The organism is Roseovarius sp. MMSF_3298 (genome assembly GCF_030733705.1).
Lineage (GTDB): Bacteria > Pseudomonadota > Alphaproteobacteria > Rhodobacterales > Rhodobacteraceae > Roseovarius > Roseovarius confluentis.
The window spans coordinates 131,850-157,173 of record NZ_JASHIN010000009.1; the positions used below are offsets into that span (position 1 = coordinate 131,850).

Consider the following 25,324-nt stretch of genomic DNA (forward strand, 5'->3'; position numbering starts at 1 on the left):
TCCTCCTCAGTCCCACAGCGGCAAGCCCGAAACGACCGCCAGCGCGATCACCCCGTAGGCGGCCCAGCGATACAGCCGCTCGAGCGTGGGGTCAAACAGGGCTTGCCCGATCAGCGTGGTGATCAGGTAGGGCACCGACATCACGACGGCCAGCATGGCAAGCTCCGCCGTCACCGCCCCCTGCCACAGCAGGTTGGCGATCAGTACCACGTCGAGGGCGGCCAGGAACAGGATGGTGTTGCCCCGCACCGACTGCACCGCCGCCTGCCCGGACAGGTAGAACAGGATCACAACCGGGCCTGTCAGGCCGGTCAGGCCGCCGACGATCCCCGCCGCCGCCCCGATGGCCAAGAGCCCCGGCCGGGTGATGGTCTGTGTGTAACGCCACCCGGCGATCAGCGCCGCCAGCATGCCCGCCGCAACGCCTGTGATGATCCAGCGCACCGTGTAGTTGTCCAGAAGGTCCAGCAGCATCAGGCCCATCGGCACCGTCACCAGGGCCGCCAGCACCAGGACACCGACCTCTTTCGGCTCCCCCTGCCGCCAGGCGCCACGCAGGATCGCCGCGTTGCTGGCGATACCCGTCAGCATGATCACCACGATCACTTCCTTGGGCGACAGGAAAATATTGGCCACCGGCACCACGATCAGCGCCGTGCCGAACCCGGTGAACCCGCGCACGAGGCCCGCGACCCCGATGGCGAAACACAGCCAGACCAGACCCGGGGTGGCCAGCACCCCGCTCAGGATATCAGGCATCTATGTTCGCGAATTGCGTCCCGGCATTGGCGTCAGGCTTGGTCCAGTCGCGCTTGACCCCCAGCCACAGCAGAACCGTGCTGGCCACGAAGACCGAGCTGTAGGTGCCCACGATCACGCCCCAGATCATCGCGAAAACGAATCCGCGAATGACGTCGCCGCCCAGCACGAAAAGCGCCAGCAGCGCCAGAAGCGTGGTGACAGAGGTCATCATCGTCCGGCTCAGCGTCTCGTTGATCGAAATGTTCAGTACTTCTTTCAGCGGCTTCTTCTTGTATTTCCGCAGGTTCTCGCGCACCCGGTCAAAGACGACCACGGTATCGTTCAGCGAATAGCCCACGATGGTCAGAAGCGCCGCGATGATCGCAAGGTCGAACTGGATCTGCACTTCCGAGAATATGCCGATGGTCAGCACCACGTCATGCACCAAGGCGATGACCGCGCCCAGTGCGAACTGCCACTCGAACCTCAGCCAGATGTAGACAAGCACCGCTCCGATCGCCAAGAGCACCGCGATCACGGCGGTCTGGATCAACTCGCCCGACACTTTCGGCCCCACGCTCTCGACCGAGGTAAAGGTCAGGTCGGGCACCACTTCCTGCAACGCCGCCTCGACCTCCGCGATGGTATCCTGCGACACGCTTTCCTGCCCATCCTGCGCCTGGATGCGGATCATGGTCACGTTCTCGTCCGGGCCGAAGGTCGGGTCAAAGACTTCGGTGATGCTCACGTCGCCCAACTCCAGCGGCGTGATGGCGTCACGGTACTGCCCCACGTCCACCGTCTGCGCGCTTTCCGTCCGGATCGTCGTGCCGCCGCGGAAGTCGATGCCGTAATTCAGCCCCTGCAACAGGAACGACCCCAGCGCGATCACGATCAGGAAGCCCGACAAGCCCAGCGACAGCTTCCAGCGCTTGAAGAAATCAAGGTTCGTAACCGACGGCACCAGCTTCAGCGACCGCCCTTGCAAGACCGCCTTCGGCCGCTTGCGCTCGAACCACATCACCACGATCAGGCGGGTGACGAATATCGCCGTGAAGACCGACGTGATGATCCCCAGCCCCAGTGTGATGGCAAAGCCCCGCACCGGGCCCGAACCCATGGCATAAAGGATCAGCGCCGTGATGAAGGTGGTGATGTTGGCGTCCGTAATGGCGCTCAGCGCCTTCTCGTAGCCCAACTGGATCGCTCGCGACGCGCCCTTGGCCGTCTTCATCTCTTCGCGGATGCGCTCGAAGACCAGCACATTGGCGTCCACCGCCATACCGATCGTCAGCACGATCCCCGCGATCCCCGGCAATGTCAGCGTCGCCCCGATCATGCTCAGCAGTCCGAATATCAGACCGACGTTAATGATGAGGGCGATATTGGCAAACAGACCGAACACGCCGTAACTCGCCCACATGAAGGCCAGCACCAGCACGAAGGCCACGATACAGGCGATCTGCCCCGCCGCGATGCTGTCCGCACCCAGTTCCGGCCCGATGGTGCGCTCTTCGAGGAATTCAAGCTCGGCCGGCAGCGCGCCCGCCCGCAGCAATACGGCAAGATTCGTGCTGTCCTCGACAGTGAACTGCCCTGTGATGATTCCCGTGCCACCGGGGATATGCGCCTGGATCACCGGCGCGCTGATCACCTCGTTGTCCAGCACGATGGCAAAGGGATTCCCCACGTTCTCGGCCGTGTAATCCCCGAACTGCCGCGCCCCCGTCGGGTTGAACCGGAACGACACCGCGGGCCGCCCGTTCTGGTCGAAATCGGGCTGCGCATCCACCAGTTGCTCGCCCGTCACCACTGGCGCGCGCTCCAGGATGTAGAACACACCCTCTTCATCCACCGATGGCAGGATCTCGTTGCCGCCACCCGGAGTCTCGTTGCCGTTCGTCGTGCGACTCACCACGGGCTGAAAGGTCAGCTGCGCCGTAGTGCCGATGATGTCCTTCAGCTCCGCGGCACTGCCCACGCCCGGCACCTGGATCAGGATGCGGTCGGCACCCTGCCGCTGGATCGTGGGCTCGCGCGTGCCCATTTCGTTGATCCGGCGCTCGATGATCTCGCGCGCGGTACGCACGGTCTGCTCGTCGCTGGCCTGCCGTTCGGCCTCGCTCAGCGTGACCACGACCTCGTCGCCATCCACAGTCACCGCGATATCGTTCTGTCCCGCTCCCGCGACACTGGCCACCGGCCGCGCCAGCCCGCGCACAAGGCTCGCCGCATATTCAGCCTCGCTGGCATTCTCGACCAGCCGCACGCGCAGCTCCGGCGCGTCGGTGTCCTGCAACCGGATCGGCCCGACCCGGTCACGCTCTTCCCGCAACAGGTCGCGGATCTCCGGCCACATCGCCTCGATCCGCGCGTCATAGACATCCTCGACCTGCACCTCTGCCAGCAGGTGCGCCCCGCCCCGCAGGTCGAGACCAAGGTTCACCAGCCCCGAGGGCAGCCAATCGGGCCACATCTCGGCCTGTTCCTGCAACCCTTCGGCCTCTCCACCCATTTCCAGCGCCATGGTGGCGTCGTTATGGGTCTCGACGCGGGTGTAGAACCCGTTGGGCATCGCCAACAGCAGGCCCAAGGCCACACAGCCCCAAATCACCACGCGTTTCCAAAGGTCGATCTGAAGCATTCGAAGTGCCTTTTATGTCTCTATTGATTTTATCGGAAGGGCATCGCGCCCCGGATATCAGGCGGCGGGCTCGGTCTTCGACAGAACCTGCGCCACGGTGTTGCGCACGACGCGCACTTTAACACCCTCGGCGATTTCCACCTCGATCTCCTCGCCTTCCTTGACGCGGGTCACCTTGCCCACGATGCCGCCCTGCGTGACGATCTGGTCACCCTTGCGCAGCGCCGCGACCATCGCCTGGTGCTCTTTCAGCTTCTTTTGCTGCGGACGAATGAGCAGGAACCACATGATCACGAAGATCAGGATGAGCGGGATGAACTGGCCAATGGCTTCCATGCGAATCTGTTTCCTTTTCGGGCTTTGCAGCCCCCGGGGCCGCGTTTGCGCGAACCTAAGTCCGGCTTTGGCGTTTTGCAAGGCGCGAACCGGACCGCCTGCGGCAATGTCGCAGGGGCGCGTCAAACGCCCCGATAAGGCATAAATCGGCTGTCATCCGTCGCAGGTTACTTGCTACAACCCACCCCACGACTCAACCTGACCCGAGGACCAAGACGATGCACGACATCCGCGCCATCCGCGAAAACCCCACCCAGTTCGACGCCGCCATGGCCCGTCGCGGGGTGTCGAGCGCGTCGTCCGAGATCCTCGCGCTGGACGAAGAGCGCCGCGCCAAGATCCAGGCCGCCGAGACCGCGCAGGCCGATCAGAACAAGGCCTCCAAGGAGGTGGGTGCCGCCAAGGCCAAGGGCGACGAGGCCGAGTTCGAGCGCCTGCGCGCACTCGTGTCCGAGAAGAAGGCCGAGGTCGCCGCCATGCAATCCGAGGCCAAGGCACTCGACCAGAAGCTGACCGACCTGCTGATGACCCTGCCCAACCTCGCGCTCGACGACGTGCCCGAGGGCGAGGACGAAGACGACAATGTCGAGCTGAAACACTGGGGCACCCCCCGCGAATTCGATTTCACCCCGGTCGAGCACTTCGACCTCGCCGGCGTCAAACCAGGCATGGATTTCGAGACGGCCGCGAAACTCTCCGGCTCCCGTTTCGTGGTGCTGTCGGGCGCTGTCGCGCGGATCCACCGGGCACTGGCGCAGTTCATGATCGACACCCACGTCGAGGAAAACGGCCTGTCCGAGACCTGGACCCCCGTGCTGGTCCGCCCCGAGATGATGTACGGCACCGGACAACTGCCCAAGTTCGGCGAGGACAGCTACGAGACCACCAATGGCTGGTGGCTGGTGCCCACCGCCGAGGTGACGCTGACCAATATCGTCAATGGCCTCGTGGTAGACCAGGATTACCTCCCCCGCCGCTATGTTGCCCATACCCAGTGCTTCCGCTCCGAGGCGGGCAGCGCGGGCAAGGACACCGCCGGCATGCTGCGCCAGCACCAGTTCGAGAAGGTCGAGATGGTCTCGGTCACCCATCCCGACAAATCCCTCGAAGAGCACGACCGCATGACCGGCTGCGCCGAAGGCATCCTCGAACGTCTCGGCCTGCCCTACCGCACCATCGTCCTTTGCACCGGCGACATGGGCTTCGGCGCGCGCAAGACCCATGACATCGAGGTCTGGCTGCCCGGTCAGAACACCTATCGCGAGATCAGCTCGGTCTCCGTCTGCGGCGATTTCCAGGCAAGACGCATGAATGGCCGCTTCAAGCCCGCCGATGGCGGCAAGCCGCAATTCGTGCACACGCTCAACGGTTCGGGCCTCGCCGTCGGTCGCTGCCTCATCGCGGTGCTGGAAAACGGCCAGCAGGCCGACGGCTCGGTCGACCTGCCCGAGGCGCTGCACCCCTATCTGCGCGGCAAAACCCGGCTTCTGGCGGACGGCTCGCTGGGATAGGACACTTCGCGCGGAACCAAGGTGCGGCTCTGTCGCGCGATTGCCAGACCGCGGGATGGCGACCCACGGGCCTACTGTGCACTTTATTTCAGCAACATCCGCAAGACCTCGAATCGAAGTGCTAACCTCCCCCAATCGCCAGCCCGGGGGGCGGTCTGGCGATCGCGCGGCGGCGCGGCCCTGCCGCGCCTTGATTCCGCGCGATGCGATACAATACCGCCGTCCCGGGCTTGACCCGTGACCTCTTTGGCTACCCGCGCCCCCGGCATTGACCAATCCTTAATCATTGCGCGGCATCCTTACCGCCATGAAACACTTTTTGTATATACGCTGTATTGACGCGGAATATACGCGCGTCATAAATTCGTTACATGAAAAATGAAAAGCACACCCTGGCGGCGGCGGCTTTTCTGATAACGAGCACGCTGGCCGCCCCTTTGAGCGCCCTCAGCCTTGCAGAGCAGGCAGAGGCCTTCGCCACCTGCGCCGGGCGCTACTCCGCCATGGCCACGCGTCAAAGCGCGACCCACAACCCCGAAAGCGACGCCACCCGCGCGATGCAGACCAGCTTCGAATCCCTTTTGGAAGCCACCTTGCCCCATGCCGCCGAGGCTGGCATCGACCCGCGCCGCGCCCGCAGCTGGCAGGCCTCGGGCTGGTCCGAAATGGCCCAGCTCATGCGCCTGCAACAGCGCAGCGCCGACGCCACCCATGCCGACCGCGCCACCCGCGACATGCATCGCCGCCTCTCCACCTGCCGCCAACTCATCCTCTGACGCGGCATTTTCCGCGCCGCGCCCACTGGTCATTCTGCGCTGGTCAGCCTAGGTTGCATCCCTGAAACCGCAGCGTGACAGGGCCCCGCAGAATGGCGCAATCCGACAACCCCGCCGATCCCTTCAAAAAGGCGCTGGCCGAGGCCACCAAGGTGCTGGCCGACGACCCGGAGCTGAACGTCTCCTACTCGGTCGACCCCGCCGGGGTCTCGGGCGATTCCATGCGCCTGCCCCAGATCAGCCGCCGCATGACCAAGGACGAGGTGCTGCAGGCCCGCGGCACCGCCGACGCGCTGGCCCTGCGTCACAAATATCACGACGCGGGCACACACAGCCGCTACTGCCCGCCCGGAGACATGGCCCGCGACCTGTACGAGGCGATGGAAACTGCCCGCTGCGAAGCGATGGGCGCGCGCCACATGCCCGGCACCGCCGGCAATATCGACGCCAAGATCGGCGCCGAGGCCCGCCGCCGCGGCTATGACCAGATCACCGACCCCGCCGAGGCGCCGCTGGCCAATGCCGCGGGCTACCTCATCCGCCATCTAGCCACCGGGCGCGAGTTGCCGGACGGCGCGCGCAATGTCATGGACCTGTGGAAAGGCTTCATCGAGGAACAGGCCGGCGGCACGCTCGAGGACCTTCAGGCCAAGCTCTCCGACCAGTCCGAATTCGCCCGTTTCGCGCGCCAGATCATCGACGATCTGGGCTATGGCGACCAGCTTGGCGACGACCCCGACGCCCTCGACGACGACGAGCAGGAGCAGGAGGCCGAAACAGACCAGGAGGAAGAGGAACAGCCCGACAGCACCGGCGAGGATGACAGCGACGAGGCCGAGGCCGACGCCGATCCCGAGCAATCCCAGGAACAACAGCAGGACGAGGCGCAGGCTCAGGTCAGCATGGACGACATGGCCGACCAGGAGCAGGGCGACGAGACCGAAATGCCCGAAGGCGAGGCGCCGCTCGATCCCCCCGCGCCGCAACCCATCTCGGACGCCGACCCGAACTATGCCGTCTACAATTCCGCCTTCGACGAGGAAATCCACGCCGAAGATCTCGCCGAGCCCATCGAGCTCGAACGCCTCCGCGCCTTCCTCGACCAACAGCTCGAACCGCTCAAGGGTGCGGTCAGCCGTCTTGCCAACAAGCTGCAGCGCCGCCTGCAGGCGCAACAGAACCGCTCGTGGGAATTCGACCGCGAAGAAGGCATTCTCGATGCCGGCCGCCTCGCCCGCGTCGTGGCCAACCCCACCACGCCGCTCAGCTTCAAGGTTGAAAAGGACACCGAGTTCCGCGACACCGTGGTGACGCTGCTGCTGGACAACTCCGGCTCCATGCGAGGGCGGCCTATTTCCATCGCCGCCATCTGCGCAGACGTGCTGGCCCGCACGCTGGAACGCTGCAACGTCAAGGTCGAGATCCTCGGCTTCACCACCCGCGCCTGGAAAGGCGGCCAAAGCCGGGAGACCTGGCTGAACGAAGGCCGCCCGCAATTGCCCGGGCGCCTCAACGACCTGCGCCACATCGTCTACAAGTCCGCCGACGCCCCCATGCGCCGCACCCGCGCCAACCTGGGCCTGATGATGAAAGAAGGTCTCCTGAAGGAAAACATCGACGGCGAGGCCCTGGAATGGGCGCATCGCCGCCTTGCAGGCCGCCGAGAGGCGCGCAAGATCCTGATGGTCATCTCCGACGGCGCGCCGGTCGACGATTCCACCTTGTCGGTGAACCCGGCCAACTATCTCGAAAAGCACCTGCGCGACGTGATCGCCATGGTCGAGCGCCGCAAACAGGTGGAACTCCTGGCCATCGGCATCGGCCATGATGTGACACGCTACTACAACCGCGCCGTCACCATCACCGACGCCGACCAGCTGGCCGGGGTGATGACCGAACAGCTGGCCGCCCTTTTCGACAGCGACCCGCGCGCCCGCGCCCGCGTCATGGGCATGAAGCGCGCCAGCTAAGCACCTGAAACAGCTACGGCTTCCCTACGCCGCCCAGGCGGAATTTTGCAAAATTCCGCGCTGGAAAATTCCAATTTTCCAACCCGATTTCTTGCAAGAAATCGGCCCCTGCCCGCGCCCACACTTGCACTTCGCCCCGCGCGGCCCTAGCACTTTGCCCATGACAGATTTGCCCGACACCGTCTTCCAGTCCTTTTCCGAATCCGCCTCTCCCGAACAAGGCCCGCCGCGCCTGAAACTCCTGCGCGCGGAGCTGGAGCGTGACGGCGTCGATGGCTTCATGATCCCCCGCGCCGACGCGCACCAGGGCGAATACGTCGCCCCCGGCGACGAGCGGCTGGCCTGGCTCACCGGCTTCACCGGCTCCGCGGGCTTCTGCATCGTGCTGCGGGAGATCGCCGGCGTCTTCGTCGACGGCCGCTACCGCGGCCAGGTCCGCGCCCAGGTCGACACTGACCACTTCACCCCCGTCGACTGGCCAGCCACGCGCCCCGCAGGCTGGCTGAAAACCCACCTGCCTACGGGCGGCACAGTGGCCTATGACCCGTGGCTCTACACGCCCGAGCAGATCGCGGCGATCGAGGACGGCCTCAAGGGCACGCGGATCACACTGAAGGCCACCGACAACCTCGTCGACCGCACCTGGCCCGACCGTCCCGCCCCGCCCACGGGCGCCGTGCGCGTCTATCCCGACGATCTGGCGGGCAAATCCCACGCCGACAAACGCCGCGCGCTTGCCGCAACCCTGCGCGAGGACGGCCATCGCGCCGCCATCCTCACCCTGCCCGATTCCATCGCGTGGCTTCTGAACATCCGCGGCGGCGACATCCCCCGCAACCCGATCCCGCACGCGTTCGCCATCCTGCACGACGACGCGAAAGTCGACCTCTACATCGACCCCGCCAAGCTCGATGACGCCGTGCGCACCCATCTGGGCGACGATGTCACCCTCGCAATGCCGCAGGATTTCACCCCGGCCATCAGCGCCCTTGCCGGGCCGGTCCGGCTCGACCGAGGCTCGGTGCCCCTGCGCATCGTGTCCCTGCTCGAAGAGGCCGGCACCGACATCGCCTATGCCGGCGACCCCTGCATCCTGCCCAAGGCCTGCAAGACCGATGCCGAGATCGCCGCCAGCACCGAGGCGCATCTGCGCGATGCCGCCGCCATGTGCGCCTTCCTTGCGTGGTTCGACGCCCAAGCCCCCGGCACGATCACCGAGATCGACGTGGTGAAAAAGCTAGAGGCCTGCCGCCGCGACACCGGCGCGCTGCTCGATATCTCCTTCGACACCATCGCCGGGTCCGGCCCGCACGGCGCCCTGCCGCATTACCGCGTCTCGGACTCGACCAACCGCACGCTTCAGGACGGCGACTTGCTCGTCCTCGACAGCGGCGGACAGTACCAGGACGGCACCACCGACATCACCCGTACCCTGCCCGTGGGCCAACCGGGCGACACGGAACGCGCCGCCTTCACCCGCGTCCTGCAAGGCATGATCGCCATGAGCCGCGCCCGCTGGCCCAAGGGTCTTGCGGGGCGCGACCTCGACGCCATCGCGCGCATGCCCCTCTGGCGCGCCGGGCAGGATTACGATCACGGCACCGGCCACGGCGTCGGCGTGCATCTGTGCGTCCACGAGGGCCCGCAGCGCCTATCGCGCGCCTCGACCGAGCCTTTGCAACCCGGCATGATCCTCTCGAACGAGCCGGGATACTACCGCGAGGGCGCCTTCGGTATCCGCATCGAGAACCTCGTGGTGGTCACCCCCGCCCCCGCCCTGCCCGACGGCGACGACCGCAAAATGCTGCATTTCACGACACTCAATTACGTGCCCATCGACCGCCGCCTGATCGACGCGACCGCGCTCACCGGCGACGAACGCGACTGGCTAAACGACTACCACGCCACCTGCCGCGACCGGATCGGCCCGCGGCTCGACGATGCCACGCGCGACTGGCTGGACACGACGACCGCACCGCTCTGACACGATCCTGTCACACGGACGGGTCACAGAAGGGCATGTCAACGGGTTGACACCGGGCGGCGTCCCGGTGCCTATGACATTGCACGAGGGAAGGACAAGAAAAATGGCAAAGATCACGATCCACAAGGCAGACGGCACATGGACGGTCCGCGCAGGCGGCGCGGTACTGGTCGAAAGCAGGAACGCGCTGGTTCTGGCCGAGGAAGGCCTGAACGACGTGATCTATTTCCCGCGCGAAGACATCGCCATGGCGTTCCTCGACGAAAGCGATCACCGCACCACCTGCCCGCACAAGGGCGAGGCCAGCTACTTCTCGATCGTCACCAAGAGCAAGACCCTGGAAAACGCGGCCTGGAGCTATGAAGACCCCAAGTCCGACGTGGCCCGCATCAAGGACCACCTCGCATTCTATTCTTCCGACGACGTCACCGTCGAAAAGGTCTGACGCACCAGATTATTCGTACGAATAATCTCACCTGAAATTCTTCGTAGGAAGAATTTCAGGCCCCCGCCGCTGCACGACGCAGGCTGCGCCGGCGCGGAAACGGCACCAGCTTGCCGCTCTCTTCATCCCACAGCTTCAGCCGGAAACTGGCCAGCGCCTCGGGCCAGCGGATCTCGTCATGCACCCGCAACCCGTCGGGCAGGTTCTTCTGCGCCCGGCGCAGGTTATAGGACGGGATCTGCGGGTTGTAGTGATGCAGATCGTGGTAGGCGATGTTGCCCGTCCCGATATCCCACCAATGCCCCAAATCCAGGCTCGACGAGCCTTCCAGCGTCGCCTTGCGGAAATCCAGGTCCGGCTTGCGGTCCCAGTAGGTGTCCTCGAAATTGTGCTGCAAATAGACCAGGAACACGCCGATCACACCCGCCAGCACCGCACTTGCGCCCAGCACCACCAATCCCGGCACGCCCAAAAGCGCCCAGACAATGCCGACATAGGCCGCGACGGCGAAGTTATGCGCCACCACGCCCCACGGACCGACCCGCCGCGTGTTCGCCGGCCAGCGATAGGCAATGAAATAAGCATAGATCCCGCCCAGGCTCAGCATCACGACCGGGTTGCGATAGATCCGGTACCAGGTCCGCGTCGCCCGTCCTGCCGCGTTCCACTCCTGCAAGGTCATGGTGTAAACCTCGGTGGTCTCGCGATGCTCCAGGTTGCCGAGATAGGCATGATGCTGGTTGTGATTGAACTGCATCACCCGGTAAGGCGTCAGCGAAAACACCGACAGGACATGCCCCGCCACGTCGTTCCACCGCCGGGTGGCAAACAGCGAATAATGCCCGCAATCATGCTGCAGCACGTAGAGCCGCACAGATGCGAAGGCGAGCACGACCACGCAAGGCAGCACCGCCCACCACGCGGGCCAGGCCCAGGCCCCCAGCCCAAGTGCCGCGAAGTAAACCGCGAATGTGGCGCCAAGGCTCAGCGCGCCCATGGCGTCGGACTTGCCGGTATAGTCTTTCAGATAATCGCGGATGGTCATGGTCCAGCGCCCCCACAGGCCGAAAACATCTTGAACGAACGCACGCAATGCTACCATTGACGTCTCTAATTTGGAACTATTTCAGTCGTTTGCAAGAACAACATGACAGCCGACACATCGTGTTCCCGAAATCGCCGAAAGGGCCCCTCATGCACAAGGTCAAGGCCGTCTTCGCACTCGTTGCCGCCATCCTCTTCGCGCTGTCCCCGGTCTACAGTTCCGGCTTCAACGGGTTCAGCGCCGGGCAATTCCCGATCCCGCAGGACAATCCCCCGGTACAGCCGGCGGGCTTTGCGTTCTCGATCTGGGGACTGATCTATATCTGGCTTCTGGCCGGAGCGCTGTTCGGGCTTCTCAACCGCTGCGACGACCCAGCCTGGGACGCGATGCGCTGGCCCTATATCACCAGCCTCGTCATAGGGGCCGGGTGGATTCCGGTGGCCAATATCAATCCCGCCTGGGCAACCGTTCTCATCTGGATCATGTGGGCCAGCGCCGCTCTGGCTTTCCTGCGCATGGGGCGACGCGACCGGATCTGGCTGCGCACGCCGATCGCACTCTATACCGGCTGGCTGACGGCGGCGTCCTGCGTGGCGCTCGGCCTGCTGCTGGCAGGCTACGGCTATGTCTCGGAACAGACCGCGGCCATCGCCATGATCGTGCTGGCTCTCATCCTCGCGGCCGCCCTGCTGACGCTGCGCCCCGACACACCGGAATACGCCGCCGCTGTCATCTGGGCACTGGTCGGCATCGCTTTCGCCAATGCCGATCCCGTCAACTCGCCGGTGCTGGTCCTCTGCGGCGCGGGGGTCGTGGCCCTCGCGATCCTCGCCCTGCGCAAGCGGCCCGACCGCCTCAGCTAGACCCGCGCCCCTTGATGTGCTTGCGCAGCTTCGACGGACCGGCCTTCTTCTTCGCCTTGTACGGGTTCTTGTCCGATTGCGACCGCAGGGTCAGGCGAATGGGCGTGCCCGGCATGTCGAAATCGTCCCGCAACCCGTTGACAAGATAGCGCGAATAGCTCGCCGGCATCTTGTCGGGATGGCTGCACATCACCACGAAACCCGGCGGCCGCGTCTTGGCCTGCGTCATGTAGCGCAGCTTGATCCGCCGCCCGCCCGGCGCGGGGGGCGGATGCGCCTCCAGCACCCCTGTCAGCCAGCGGTTGAGCCGCGCGGTGCTGACCCGCCGGTTCCACACGTCATAGGCTTTCTCGACGGCGCCGTGCAGCCGGTCCAGCCCCTTGCCCGTCTTGGCCGAAACCGTGACCAGCGGCGCGCCGCGCAGCTGCGGCAACAGCCGCTCGAACGCCTCGCGCAGGTCGCGCAGCTTGCCCTGCTTGTCGTCCTCGATGTCCCACTTGTTCACCGCGACCACCACCGCACGCCCCTCGCGCTCGGCCAGGTCCGCGATGCGCAGGTCCTGCTGCTCGAACGGAATCGCCGCGTCCAGCAGCACCACCACGACCTCGGCGAACTTCACCGCCCGCAGGCCGTCGCTCACCGACAGTTTTTCCAGCTTCGCCTGCACCTTGGCCTTCTTGCGCATCCCCGCCGTGTCGAAAATCCGCACGGGCAGCCCGTCCCAGTCCATCTGGACCGAAATGGCATCGCGCGTGATCCCCGCCTCGGGTCCGGTCAACAGCCGATCCTCGCCCAGGATCTTGTTGATCAGCGTGGACTTGCCCGCATTGGGCCGCCCTACCACGGCCACCTGCAGGGGCCGCGCCTTGGTGGGCTTGCGCACGCCCTCGGGGTCCGCCTCGCCGTCCTCGTCAACGATCACGTCCACCTCTGGCGCTTCCGCCTCGGCCCTCTCGGCATAGCCGTCGGCCAGCGGCAACAGCGCCGTGTAAAGGTCGTGCATCCCCTCGCCATGTTCGGCCGACATGCGGATCGGCTCGCCGAGCCCCAGCGAATAGGCCTCCAGCACCCCGGCATCAGCAGCACTGCCCTCGGACTTGTTGGCGGCGACAAAGACGTGATCCGCCCGCTTGCGCAGGATCTCGGCGAACATCTCGTCAAGCGCCGTCACCCCGGCCCGCGCATCGATCAGGAACAGGCACACATCGGCCATGTCCACTGCCCGCTCGGTCAGCTTGCGCATCCGGCCCTCGAGGCTGTCGTCGGTTGCATCCTCCAGCCCCGCGGTGTCGATCACCGTGAATCGCAGGTCGGCCAGCCGCGCATCGCCTTCCCGCAGGTCGCGCGTCACGCCCGGCTGGTCGTCGACCAGCGCCAGCCGCTTGCCCACAAGCCGGTTGAACAGCGTGGATTTGCCCACGTTGGGGCGGCCCACGATTGCCAGTGTGAAACTCATCTTGTCAGGCTCCGGATCGGATGAACCGCGCGGACCCTGCGTATCAGGGCCGCCACGAAAGCGCCCTGTTACACCATGTCCGGCTTAACGGAAAGCCATCAACTGGCCCTTGGACGACACGACATAAAGCGTGCCTCCGGCCACCACCGGGTTGGTCGTCGCCCCGCCCGGCATCTGCACCTGTCCCAGCGATGCGCCATTCGTGGGGTCATAGAACCGCATCAAACCGTCGCTTGACGCGATGATCAGGCGGCCCCCGGCAATGATCGGCCCATAATGGGCAAAGATCCGCGCCTGTTTCCTAGGCTTCGACTTGGTGAAGAACGGCAACTTCACGTCCCACAGGCGGCGCCCGTCGGACTTGGCCAGCCGCAGCAGTTCGTTCCGATCAGACACCATGAAGATGGAATCACCCGCCGGCCACACCCGGTTCAGCGGCCCGTCGGCGGCGGTCCACAGACGCTCGCCATTGCCAAGGTTCAGCGCCACGGTGCGCCCGGTGTGATTGCCCGCGAATATCGTGTTGCCGTCGATCACCGGCTCGCCGGTCGTGTCCGCGATCTGGCCACTGGAATAGCCCTGCCGCCTGCCCGCGATCTGGGTGGTCCAGCGCCGCAGCCCGCCTTTCAGGAACGCGCCCTGCACCTCGCCCGAACCAAAGCCGAAGACCACGTACTTGTCCGAGATCGCCGGCGACGGCGCGCCCAGCACGTTCTGGATGTCGGGTCGCGCCTCCAACTGCCAGGCGATGCGCCCGTCGGTGCGGTCCAGCGCCCAGGCCAGTTCATCGCCCGCCACCACATAGACCAGGTCCCCCGCCACGGTGGGGCTGCCCGATCCGGTGGCGCGCAAGTTCTGCTGCCACTGCTCGGCGCCGGTCGAGGCGTCCAGCGCGGTCAGAAGGCCAAAGCCCGAAGAGACGAAAAGCTGCCCGTTATCATAGGCCAGACCGCCGCCGCTGCCGTCGATGCTGTTGTCGTTCTCGGGCACCAGGTCACGGGTCCAGACCTGCTGACCCGCCGTGGTAAAGGCCGATACCTGCGCCCGCGCATCCAGCGTGTAAACCATGCCCCCGCCCACGACCGGATCGGCGGTAATGCGCGACTTGCGCCCGTCACCCTGGCCGATATTCGCCGTCCAGGCCAGCTGGGGCGTGCCGCGCAGGGCCGGGTGCGCCACGCGGGTGCGGGCGTTGGAAATGCTCTGGGTCCAGCTGGCGTTGCTGCGCGCCGCCGGAAGGGCAAGCCGCGGCACGCTGCCCGACACTGTCTGCGGGGCCAGGTCCGGTTCGCCCTGCTCGGTCTGCAGGATCTCGCTGACCTCCAGCCGTTCGCCGGTCAGGATGTTTTCCTTCTTGGCACAGGCCGCAACAAGGCACAGCGCACTCAGGCCAATCACTCCCGCTAACGTCTTCACCGCTGTCGCCCCCGTACTGTCCTCAGGCGTCGCCCCCTCAGGGGTGCCGCAAACCTTAGTTGCCGTCGGTCGTGCCGCCCGGCTCTTCTTCAATGTCACCGTCCAGCGCAACAATCAACTGCTCGGCGCGCCGACGCAAGCCCGCTGTGGCTTCCGCGCTTTCGTAAATACCCCGCAAACGCTCCAGCGCGGCGTCCCGGTCGCCCGTTTCCAGGTCGACCAGCGCCAGCTGCTCCTCGGCCAGCAAGCGCACGATTCCGCTGCTCGCGGCCATGCCCTCCAGCCGGCTGCGCTTATCCTCGGCGCTCAGGCCGGAGCCCGGCAGCGCCACCGCCTTCAGGGTCGCGATCTGACGGTAAACCAGCGGCACCTCGGCGGAATCGGCCAGGCTCAACAGCTGTTCGACCGTCTCGGGCGCCATCTCCGCCCCGCCCTCGCCCGCCGCCAGCAGGCCGACAATCGCCCGCGCGCCGCCGGTCTCTGTCTGGATCGCGTCAAGCGCCGCATTGCGGGCCGCACGCTCTTCCTCGCCCAGCGCGGCGATAATCGCATCGCCCAGCGCCTGCGCCTCGGCGCGCTCCTGCGCCTTGCGCCACTCGTTATAGGCCGCGCCCCCGACCAACAGCAGCACCGCCAGGATGCCGATCCAGCCATAGCGCCTGAAATTGCGGTACAGACGGTCGCGGCGGACTTCCTCGGTCACCTCGTCGATGAAACTGTCAGACTGGCTCACTGCGCACTGCCCTTCTCCAAAAGTTCGCCCCTCTTACCGCGTCGTCCCGGCGCTGCCAAGGGGCGCGCGGATACATCCCCGCCACATCCCTCGGCCGTGCGCCACCCGGCGCATCACGGCGGGTTGAACAGTTCGCGCAAAAGGACTAATCTGAACCGGATAGTTCAGCGTATTACACCACAAAGATGCATGGCCTCCCAGGTCACGTCCCTGTAAACTAAATTAGACAACGTCCGGAAAGCCTTTTCATGCGACTTTTCCCCATCCTCGCCGCCATCCTCGTCAGCGCGGCAATCTATGCCCTCGTGATGGAGCGTGACCGCATGTCCGCCCTGCTCGCCCCGGTCGAGGACTCCCAGCCGGCTCCGGCGGTCGCGCAAGAGACCGAAGCGGGCGACCGTCTGACCGAAACCGGGCAAGAACGCGACGGCACCGTCGGCGTCGTGGCCCTGAAATCCACCGCCCGCACCATCGACAGCGCCGTCACAGTAAGGGGCCAGACCGAGGCCGACCGCCAGGTCGAGCTGCGCGCCGAAACCGCCGGACAGATCGTCTCGGACCCGATCCGCAAGGGCGCCTTCGTCGAACAGGGCCAAACCCTCTGCCAATTGGACCCCGGCACGCGCGAGGCCAACCTGGCCGAGGCGCTGGCCCGCCTGGCCGAGGCCAAGTCACGCATCCCCGAGGCCGAGGCCGCCGTGCCCGAGGCCGAGGCCCGCATCCAGGAGAGCCGCGCCCGCCTGGTCGAGGCCCGCGCCGTGCTCAACGAGGCCGAGATCAATGCCAACGCCGCTGAAACACTCTCGACCGACGGCTTCGCCTCGCAGACCCGCGTCGCGCAAACCCGCGCCGCCGTCGAAGGCGCCAAGGCCCAGATCACCAGCGCCGAGGCCGCGCTCAAGGCCGCCCAATCGGGCGAGGAAACCGCCGCCGCGGGCATCGAGGCGGCACGCTCGGGCGTACAAAGCGCCGAGGCCGCCGTGGCCTCGGCCCGCAAGGATATCGACCGGCTGACCATCAAGGCGCCCTTCTCGGGCCTGCTGGAATCGGATACAGCCGAGCTTGGCAGCTTCCTTCAGGCCGGCACGCTCTGCGCCACGGTAATCCAGCTCGATCCGATCATGCTGGTGGGCTTCATCCCCGAAACCGAGATCGCCAAGGTCTCCCTCGGCGCGCCCGCCACCGCGCGGCTCGCCTCTGGCGGCACCGTCGAAGGCGAGGTCACCTTCATCTCCCGCGCCGCCGATCCCACCACCCGCACCTTCCGCGTCGACATCCGCGTCCCGAACGAGGATCTCGCCCTGCGCGACGGCCAGACCGCCGAGATCAACATCGACTCCGAAGGGCTGCAAGCGCATCTTCTGCCGCAATCCGCCCTCACGCTCGACGATGACGGCGCGCTCGGGGTCCGCATCGTGACCCCCGACAAGACGGCACAGTTCAAGCCCGTGACCCTGCTGCGCGACAGCCCCACGGGCGTTTTCGTCACCGGCCTCGCCGACACCGAGAACGTCATCATCATCGGCCAGGAATTCGTGGCCGACGGCGTGCCCGTCAAGCCCACCTACAGGGAGACCATCCAATGACGGGCATCGTCGACTGGGCCTCGCAACGCGCCCGGATGGTGATCGCCTTCATCATCCTGTCGATCGTCGCAGGCACCACCGCCTATATCTCCCTGCCCAAGGAAGGCGAGCCGGATATCGAGATCCCGGCGCTCTTCGTGTCGGTGAACTTCCCCGGCATCTCGGCCGAGGATTCCGAGAAACTGCTCGTCAAGCCCATGGAAACAGAGCTTTCCGATCTTGATGGCTTGAAGGAAATGACCGGCACGGCAGGCGAAAACTATGCCGGCGTGGCGCTGGAGTTCGAGTTCGGCTGGGACAAGTCCCAGATCATGGCCGACGTGCGCGACGCCATGAACGCCGCCGAGGCCGACTTTCCAGAAGGCGCCGAGCAGTACACGATCAACGAGATCAACTTCTCCGAGTTTCCCATCATCATCGTGTCGCTTTCCGGCCCCGTGCCCGAGCGCACGCTGGCCCGCATCGCCAAGGACCTGCAGGACCGGCTCGAAGGGCTGGAACCCGTGCTCGAGGCCGGCATAGCCGGCAACCGCGACGAGATGGTCGAGGTGGTCATCGACCCTCTGCGGCTCGAGGCCTACAACGTCACCGCCAACGAGCTGCTGACCGTCGTCCAGAACAACAACCAGCTGATCGCGGCGGGCGAGGTCGACAGCGCGCAGGGCGCCTTCTCGGTCAAGATCCCCTCGTCCTTCGACGACACCGGCGACATCTACGACCTGCCGATCAAGACCAATGGCGACCGCGTGGTCACGCTGGGCGATCTGGCCCGCATCAACCTGACCTTCGAGGACCGCGCCGGCACCGCGCGCTTCAACGGCGAGACGGCGATCGCCCTGCAGGTGGTCAAGCGCAAGGGCTTCAACATCATCGACACGGCCGCGCTGGTGCGCAAGGTCGTGGCCGAGGCCGAGAACAACTGGCCGTCCGAACTTCAGGTCGCGGTACAGGTCGACAGCTCCAACGACCAATCCCGCATCATCGCCTCGATGGTCTCGCAGCTCGAAGGCTCGGTGCTGACCGCCATCGCGCTGGTGATGATCGTCACGCTGGCGGCCTTGGGCATCCGCCCCGCCCTGCTGGTGGGCTTCGCCATCCCCACCTCGTTCCTGCTGTGCTTCGCGCTCTTGGCCGTGATGGGCGTGCCGGTCTCGAACATCGTCATGTTCGGCCTGATCCTCGCCGTGGGGATGCTGGTGGACGGCGCCATCGTGGTGGTCGAATACGCCGACAAGCAGATCGCCGAGGGCGAAGGCCCGATGCACGCCTACGTGGCCGCCGCCAAGCGCATGTTCTGGCCGGTGGTCAGTTCCACCGCCACCACGCTCTGCGCCTTCCTGCCGATGCTCTTCTGGCCCGGCGTGCCGGGGCAGTTCATGATGATGCTGCCCGTCACGCTCATCTTCGTGCTGTCGGCCTCGCTGCTGGTGGCGCTCGTCTACCTGCCCGTGATGGGCGGCGTCACGGGCCGCATCGAACGCTGGTTCACCCTGCGGATCGAATCCATCGCCACCACCCGCTGTTACCTGCATATCGCACTGGCCGTGCTGGCGGTCGGCGGTCTGCTGCTGGCCGGGCAGGCCATACCGCCGCTGGCCGCCCAGGCTGGCGCGCAGTTTGCGGGCATGGACGGCGGCGATATCCTCGGCTCGGTCATCCCGTCGCTGCTCACCGCCTTCGGCCTCGGGCTCGGCATGGTCATCGCGGGCGGCGTGGCCCTCGCCGGCGCGCTGACCGCGCTTCTGTGCGTGCTGGCGCTCTTCCGCCGCCTGTCGCTCCTGTGGGACAGCCTCGACACCTGGCAGGCGCGCAAGCTGCCCTTCCCGGTGGCACGCGGCCTGATCTTCGCGGCTGCGGCCATCGGCGTCGCATGGGGCTTGGGGCTGGACTGGGCCGCCGCCATCGTCCTCGCGCTCATCGTCTTCGCCGCCATCGCGATCCGGCAATACACCCGCCTGCACCGCGCCCAGCGGATCGACGCAGGCTATCGCCGCTCGCCCTTCGGGTGGATCATCCATTCCATCGCCGCCAACCCGATCATGCCGCTTGTGGCCTTCTGCGCCATCTTCGTCTTCGTCGGCTCGGTGCTGATGTATTACGTCAACAACAACAACGGCACCGAGTTCTTCGTGGAATCAGAGCCCGAGAACGCCATCGTCTATGTCCGCGCCCGCGGCAACCTCTCGATCGGGCAGAAAGACGCCCTGGTCCGCGAGGCCGAAGAGGTCGTGTTGCAACATCCCAACGTGCTCAGCGCCTTCTCCTTTGCCGGCGATGGCGGGCTCAACAACAACACCGGTGGCGCGCAGCCCCCGCTCGACACGATCGGCCAGGTCCAGTTCGAGCTGGTCAAGTGGGAGGACCGCCCGACCACTTACGAGACGTGGTTCACCATCCCCTTCCTCGACTACGATGTGCAGCGCCGCGTCAACGACCCCACGGCCGGCGGCGAACGCACCATCGACCAACTGACCGCGCAGCTGGAACAGATCCCCGGCATGAAGGTCGAGATCCTGTCGCTGGAACAGGGCCCCGCCTCGGCCAAGCCCGTGCACCTGCGCCTCAAGGGCGACAACTGGGAAGAGCTTCAGGCTTTCACCGCCCGTGCCCGCGAAAAATTCGAAGAGACCCGCGGACTCGAACTGATCGAGGATACGCTCCCTCTGCCCGGCATCGACTGGCAGATCGACGTCGACGTGGAAAAGGCCGGCCGCTTCGGCGCGGACGTCGCCACCGTGGGCGCGATGGTCCAGCTGGTGACGCGCGGCATCCTGCTCGACACCATGCGCGTGCCCTCCTCGGACGAGGAAATCGACATCCGCGTCCGCCTGCCCGCCGAGGACCGCGTGCTGTCCACCCTCGACACGCTCAAGGTCCGCACCAATGACGGTCTCGTGCCGCTGTCGAACTTCATCACCCGCCGGCCTGTGCCGAAACTGGCCCAGATCGACCGCGTCGACCAGACCCGCTATTTCGACGTCAAGGCCGCCGTGGTGGACGGCCTGACCGTGACGACGACCGGCGAGAACGGCGAGGAAACGCAAGTCCCCCTCACCGCCAACGAGCGGATTGCAACCCTGACCGAATGGCTGGACTCATCGGACATTCCGCGCAGCATATCGTATGAATGGACTGGCGACGCCGAGGACCAGGAAGAATCCGGCGCCTTCCTGCAACAGGCCTTTCTCGGGGCGCTCGGGCTGATGTTCATCATCCTGCTGGCGCAGTTCAACTCGGTCTACAACGCCGTCCTCGTGCTGCTGGCGGTGATCCTGTCCACCACCGGCGTCCTCATCGGGATGCTGGTAATGAACCAGCCGTTTTCGATCATCATGACCGGCACCGGCATCGTGGCGCTCGCGGGCATCGTGGTGAACAACAACATCGTGCTGATCGACACCTACCAGGAATATTCCCGCTACATGCCGCGGATCGAGGCAATCACGCGCACGGCCGAGGCTCGCATCCGCCCCGTCCTGCTGACCACCATCACCACGATGGCGGGCCTTGCACCGATGATGTTCGGCCTCAGCCTCGATTTCTTCGGCGGCGGCTACACCTTCAACAGTCCCACCGCGCTGTGGTGGAAGCAACTCGCCACCGCGGTCGTCTTCGGCCTCGGCATCGCCACCGTTCTGACGCTCGTCTTTACGCCCTCCATGCTGGCGCTGCGCATCTGGGCCACGACCTATGTCCTCTGGGGGGCGCAGCTTCTGGCCAAGCTGTCCTTCGGCCGCACCAGCCGCGCCGCCCGCGACTGGGCACTGTCGCGTCAGGCCGGCCGCGTCCGCGCGCCCGAGATCATCTGGACCGAAACCATCCCCGACAGCGCCCACGAGGATGACGACACCCCGCCCACAGAAAAATCCCTCCGCGCCGCCGAGTAGGCCCGCGTAGGGTCGGTGATACCCCACGCGCCCCGCGTCCCTCGTGCCCGGCGCTCACGCGTCGCCGTCCGGCGCCAGGTCGAGTGTCACGACCCATTGTCTGTCCCCGGTCTTGCCGTGAAAGACCACATTCGTGCCAACCTGCAGCCCCGGCCAAAGCTCGGGAAAATCGGCCTCACGCGCCCGGACCAGGGGATTGCCGGCCTTCGCGCACCAGATATGCGCGACACTTCCATCGTCTGAAAAATACAGAATTGTCCCGTGGTACATGTCGCCTCTTGCTTTGCGCGTCGTTGGCGTCGGTCTTTCGCACCAAAACCAGAAGAAACTTGTAAACAGGAGCCAAGAAGCCTCGCTCTAACGCAGTCCCCCAACCACGTGAAGAGCAAATTAGCCGCGTGAAGCGACGTATCAATAAGACAAAGTCAAGGCTTTGAGAAAAATGGAAAAATTTCCAAGATAGCGCAGGTGCGCCCCAAGGTTTTGAAACCTTGGACCGGCCGTTTCAGCGTTAGCGCCGTGTCTCACCGGCCCGGTAGCAACGCCGGGCCAATCCCCCCGAACCATGGTTTATCAACTCCAAGGGGTCATAACCGGCCTCAGGCCGCCCGCTCCCGCTCGCTGGCCTGCCGCGCCCACAGGCCAGCATAGCGCCCCTCCCGCGCCAGCAGATCGGCATGGGTGCCTTCCTCGACGATCCGCCCGTCTTCAAGAACCACGATCCGGTCCGCATCGGCCACCGTCGACAAACGGTGCGCGATGGTGATCACCGTGCGGCCCTCGCCCGCCCGGCGCAGCGCATCCTGGATCTCGCGCTCGGTCTCGGTGTCCAGCGCAGACGTGGCCTCGTCCAGCAGCAGGATCGGCGGGTCCTTCAACAGCGTACGCGCGATACCCACGCGCTGCTTCTCGCCACCCGACAGTTTCAGCCCGCGCTCCCCCACCTGCGTGTCATACCCCTTGGGCAAGCCCTCGATAAACTCGTGGATCTGCGCCGCCTTCGCCGCCGCCTCGATCTCGCCTTGAGTGGCTCCGTCGCGGCCATAGCCGATGTTGTACCCGATCGTGTCGTTGAAAAGCACCGTGTCCTGCGGCACCACGCCGATGGCCGCGTGCAGGCTCTCCTGCGTCACACCGCGCACGTCCTGCCCGTCGATTTCCAGCGCCCCGCCGCTCACGTCGTAGAACCGGAACAGCAGCCGCCCGATGGTGGACTTGCCCGACCCCGACGGGCCCACCAGCGCCACGGTCTCGCCCGCCGCCACGGTCAGCGAAATACCGTGCAGGATCGGTCGCTCGGGGTCATACCCAAAGGAAACGTCCCGAAACCGCACCGACCCACCTTCAATTTCCAGACCTTTTGCATCCTTATCGTCGGTCACATCCGGGTTTTTCTCTAGCAAATCGAACATTTCCGCCATATCGACCAGGCTCTGGCGAATCTCGCGGTACACGGTGCCCAGAAAGTTCAACGGCATGGTGATCTGTATCATGTAGGCGTTGACCATCACGAAATCGCCCACCGTCAACGCGCCGCTCTGCACGCCCATTGCTGCCATCACCATCACCGCCACCAGCCCGCCGGTGATCAAAAAGCTTTGCCCGACATTCAGAAAGGCCAGCGAATACGATGTCTGCAGCGCCGCCGTCTCGTAGCCTTCCATCGCCCGGTCATATCGCGCCGCCTCGCGCCCCTCGGCGCCGAAATATTTCACCGTCTCGAAATTCAGCAGGCTGTCGATCGCCTTCTGGTTGGCGTCGGTGTCCTGCTCGTTCATCCGGCGGCGCAGCTTCACCCGCCACTCCGTCACTTTGAAGGTAAACACCGTGTAGGCCGCGATCACCCCTACCACCACGGCAAGGTACGAGAAATCGAACAGCGTCCACAGTACCACGCCGATCATCAGAAGTTCCAGGATCAGCGGCCCGACGGAAAAGAGCAGAAAGCGCAGCAGGAACTCCACGCTTTTCACGCCCCGCTCGATGATCCGACTCAGCCCCCCGGTCTTGCGCGTCATGTGAAAGCGCATCGACATGTGGTGAATGTGCTGAAACGTCTCCAGCGCCAGCCGTCGCAGACCCCGCTGCGCCACGGGCGCAAAGATCGCGTCGCGCAACTGCTGGAAGCCGACGTTCATCAGCCGCGCCATGCCATAGGCCACTGTCAGCCCGATCGCGCCCGCGCCCAGCATCCACGCCGCCTCCTGGCCTTCCCCGGCCAGCTGATCCACCGCCGCCTTGTAGAAAAACGGCGTCCCCACGGCCACGACCTTGGCCAGCACCAGCGCGATCATCGCCAGCACCACCTTGCGCTTGGCCCATGTCTGTCCCTCCGGCCACAGGTATGGCGCCACCCGCCGGATCACTTGCAGGCCGTTTTCCGGCATTTCCGTCGCTGTCGTGGGTCTGCGCCGCATCTGATCTCCTTCATCCCTCCGGTGACATAGGCCAAGCCCGCCGCCAAGGCCAGACGCACCACCGCACAGTTGTGTCGCAGTTTTCCGGGTTTGCTTTGGAACCAATCCCGCCCTGCCAGAGTTACCCGCGTAAGAGCAGGCAACGGGCCTGACTAACAGGAGAAAGACATGCGTTTCATCGCAGCACTTACCGCCCTTTTCGCCCTCGCCGCATGCGAGACGACCGAAGGGTTCGGGCGCGACCTGTCCAACCTCGGTAACGATATCGAGGAAGAGGCCGAAGAAAACGATTGAGCCCTCTTTCGAGCGGCGGCGTGATCCCCCGATCCAACATTGATCACGGCGCTTGCCAAGGAAAGTTACAAGGCCCCGGCGCATCCCGCGTCGGGGTTTTCCTTTGCCCGGGCTATTCCGCCACCACCTGGTCGGGGATGGAAAACACCTGCCCCGGGTAAATCAGGTCGGGGTCGCGGATCCGGTCGCGATTGGCCTCGAAAATGCGCACATACTCGATCCCCTCGCCGTAATTGCGCCGCGAAATCCCCCACAGCGTATAGCTCGGCTGCACCGTCACCGCCTGCACCAGCTTGCCCGCCTGGGTGGCCTCGGCCAGCAGCGTCTCGTCCTCGCGCTTGAAGGGCGTCTCGACCCGGCTGGTGACATTGCCCTCCGCATCCACCTCGTCGATCCGCAGGGTATAGACGCCGGTATCCACCTCCGGCAGGTCCGTGCCCCAGCTTCCATCCGCCTCGATCCGCGAGGTCGTGACCGGCTTGTTGTCCAGGTAGACGCGCACGAACCCGTCGCTGGTGCCCCGGCCCGACAATTCCACTTTGCCGCTGTCCGAATAGCTGATCGCGTCCAGCGCCACGATAGACATCACCTCCGGGCTGGCGTCTCCCGGCGCGGGCTGGATCACCCGCACGCCGTCCGCGTCGGACATCAGCACCGCCGCCCCCGGAGCGGGATCGCGGCTTTCGTCCGCGTCAGTGCCGGCGGGGACAGGGCTGTTGACGGTCTGCGCGCCGTTGGCGGTGTCGTCGCCCTGCCCGGTTCCGTCCTGCCCGGTCCCGGCCTCGCCCGCCGTCGCGGTCGTCGCCGTGTCATCGCCTTCGCTCCCGGTGGCCCCCGCTCGCTCAGCTCCAGTCTCGCCCGTCGTCGCCGTCTCATTGCCTTCGGTCGCGGTGGCAGACCTGGTTCCTGCCCCAGCTGCACTGTCCGCCGCCGTCTCGGGCACCGTCCCGGACTGCACCGCATCGGTGCCGTCCCCGGCCTCGCTCTCCGGTGCCGCCTCCGGCGTCCCACCGTCACCTTCGGGTGCTGCCGGATCCGACAACATCGCCGTCTCGAGTCCGGGCGCCGTCTCCTCCGACGCGGCCTCCGCCACTGTCGCTGCCGGCTGAACGGTCTCGTCCGACTCCGTTGCCTGCGTCGTCGCGGTATCGGTCGGACCGGCGGGCTGCCCCTCTTCGTCGAGGCTCGCGTCTTCCGCACCACCCGACGCCGGCGCCTCC

19 protein-coding genes are annotated in these 25,324 nt (G+C 65.7%); 9 read left to right on the forward strand and 10 right to left on the reverse strand.

Annotated features, from left to right (window positions below):
* Positions 1-6: 6 nt before the first annotated feature.
* Genes RBB18_RS10515 through yajC form a run of 3 tightly spaced genes read right to left on the reverse strand, consistent with a single transcriptional unit; the run spans position 7 to position 3,721 of the window.
* A complete protein-coding gene (locus tag RBB18_RS10515) occupies positions 7-759 on the reverse strand; it encodes a sulfite exporter TauE/SafE family protein (protein WP_306111940.1) in 753 nt (250 codons plus the stop codon).
* Positions 752-3,385, reverse strand: coding sequence for a protein translocase subunit SecD (gene secD / locus RBB18_RS10520; RefSeq protein WP_306111939.1), 2,634 nt, complete (start codon positions 3,383-3,385; stop codon positions 752-754). The genes RBB18_RS10515 and secD overlap by 8 nt, the downstream gene beginning before the upstream one ends.
* A gap of 57 nt (positions 3,386-3,442) precedes the next feature.
* Positions 3,443-3,721 (reverse strand): preprotein translocase subunit YajC, encoded by a 279-nt coding sequence (gene yajC / locus RBB18_RS10525; protein WP_103764020.1) that lies wholly within the window; start codon positions 3,719-3,721, stop codon positions 3,443-3,445.
* A gap of 218 nt (positions 3,722-3,939) precedes the next feature.
* Here yajC and serS point away from each other — a divergent pair, with 218 nt between their 5' ends.
* The 5 genes from serS (at position 3,940) to RBB18_RS10550 (ending at position 10,407) form a co-directional block, all read left to right on the forward strand.
* A complete protein-coding gene (gene serS / locus RBB18_RS10530; RefSeq protein WP_306111938.1) occupies positions 3,940-5,232 on the forward strand; it encodes a serine--tRNA ligase in 1,293 nt (430 codons plus the stop codon).
* A gap of 371 nt (positions 5,233-5,603) precedes the next feature.
* Positions 5,604-6,008: a hypothetical protein gene (locus RBB18_RS10535; RefSeq protein ID WP_103764022.1), complete on the forward strand. Its 405-nt coding sequence runs from the start codon at positions 5,604-5,606 to the stop codon at positions 6,006-6,008.
* Between the two features lie 92 nt (positions 6,009-6,100).
* Entirely contained in the window at positions 6,101-7,978 is a 1,878-nt protein-coding gene (cobT, locus tag RBB18_RS10540) for a cobaltochelatase subunit CobT (protein WP_103764023.1), read from the forward strand.
* Between the two features lie 160 nt (positions 7,979-8,138).
* The gene (locus tag RBB18_RS10545) at positions 8,139-9,962 is read left to right on the forward strand and encodes an aminopeptidase P family protein (protein ID WP_306111937.1); all 1,824 of its coding nucleotides are present in this window, start codon (positions 8,139-8,141) and stop codon (positions 9,960-9,962) included.
* Between the two features lie 103 nt (positions 9,963-10,065).
* Positions 10,066-10,407 (forward strand): DUF427 domain-containing protein, encoded by a 342-nt coding sequence (locus RBB18_RS10550; RefSeq protein WP_103764025.1) that lies wholly within the window; start codon positions 10,066-10,068, stop codon positions 10,405-10,407.
* A gap of 55 nt (positions 10,408-10,462) precedes the next feature.
* Here the strand turns inward: RBB18_RS10550 and RBB18_RS10555 are convergent, their stop codons facing one another.
* Positions 10,463-11,509 (reverse strand): fatty acid desaturase, encoded by a 1,047-nt coding sequence (locus RBB18_RS10555; RefSeq protein ID WP_371931626.1) that lies wholly within the window; start codon positions 11,507-11,509, stop codon positions 10,463-10,465.
* Positions 11,510-11,601: 92 nt separating this feature from the next.
* Between RBB18_RS10555 and RBB18_RS10560 the strand changes: the two genes are divergently transcribed.
* Entirely contained in the window at positions 11,602-12,315 is a 714-nt protein-coding gene (locus RBB18_RS10560; RefSeq protein ID WP_306111936.1) for a hypothetical protein, read from the forward strand.
* On the opposite strand, the gene der is transcribed toward RBB18_RS10560, so the two are convergent.
* The 3 genes from der to RBB18_RS10575 all read right to left on the reverse strand — a co-directional run bounded on the left by der (position 12,308) and on the right by RBB18_RS10575 (position 15,920).
* Positions 12,308-13,771 carry a ribosome biogenesis GTPase Der gene (der, locus tag RBB18_RS10565; RefSeq protein WP_274593267.1) on the reverse strand — a complete coding sequence of 488 codons (1,464 nt, stop codon included), beginning with the start codon at positions 13,769-13,771 and terminating at the stop codon, positions 12,308-12,310. The genes RBB18_RS10560 and der overlap by 8 nt on opposite strands.
* A gap of 84 nt (positions 13,772-13,855) precedes the next feature.
* Entirely contained in the window at positions 13,856-15,187 is a 1,332-nt protein-coding gene (locus RBB18_RS10570) for a PQQ-like beta-propeller repeat protein (protein WP_245890513.1), read from the reverse strand.
* 55 nt (positions 15,188-15,242) lie between these two features.
* Complete coding sequence (locus RBB18_RS10575) at positions 15,243-15,920, reverse strand: hypothetical protein (RefSeq protein ID WP_306111935.1); 678 nt, start codon at positions 15,918-15,920, stop codon at positions 15,243-15,245.
* A gap of 248 nt (positions 15,921-16,168) precedes the next feature.
* Between RBB18_RS10575 and RBB18_RS10580 the strand changes: the two genes are divergently transcribed.
* On the forward strand, positions 16,169-17,506 hold the full coding sequence (locus RBB18_RS10580) for an efflux RND transporter periplasmic adaptor subunit (RefSeq protein WP_306111934.1): 1,338 nt from the start codon (positions 16,169-16,171) through the stop codon (positions 17,504-17,506).
* Entirely contained in the window at positions 17,503-21,393 is a 3,891-nt protein-coding gene (locus tag RBB18_RS10585; RefSeq protein ID WP_306111933.1) for an efflux RND transporter permease subunit, read from the forward strand. Before RBB18_RS10580 ends, RBB18_RS10585 begins: the two co-directional genes overlap by 4 nt.
* 54 nt (positions 21,394-21,447) lie before the next feature.
* On the opposite strand, the gene RBB18_RS10590 is transcribed toward RBB18_RS10585, so the two are convergent.
* Both RBB18_RS10590 and RBB18_RS10595 read right to left on the reverse strand, forming a co-directional pair.
* The gene (locus RBB18_RS10590; protein WP_103764032.1) at positions 21,448-21,663 is read right to left on the reverse strand and encodes a hypothetical protein; all 216 of its coding nucleotides are present in this window, start codon (positions 21,661-21,663) and stop codon (positions 21,448-21,450) included.
* A gap of 329 nt (positions 21,664-21,992) precedes the next feature.
* On the reverse strand, positions 21,993-23,810 hold the full coding sequence (locus RBB18_RS10595) for an ABC transporter ATP-binding protein/permease (RefSeq protein WP_306111932.1): 1,818 nt from the start codon (positions 23,808-23,810) through the stop codon (positions 21,993-21,995).
* Between the two features lie 168 nt (positions 23,811-23,978).
* On the opposite strand from RBB18_RS10595, the gene RBB18_RS10600 reads away from it, so the two are divergent.
* The gene (locus RBB18_RS10600; protein WP_103764034.1) at positions 23,979-24,104 is read left to right on the forward strand and encodes an entericidin A/B family lipoprotein; all 126 of its coding nucleotides are present in this window, start codon (positions 23,979-23,981) and stop codon (positions 24,102-24,104) included.
* A gap of 112 nt (positions 24,105-24,216) precedes the next feature.
* On the opposite strand, the gene RBB18_RS10605 is transcribed toward RBB18_RS10600, so the two are convergent.
* A partial coding sequence (locus RBB18_RS10605) for a LysM peptidoglycan-binding domain-containing protein (protein WP_306111931.1) occupies positions 24,217-25,324 on the reverse strand: 1,108 nt, incomplete at its 5' end.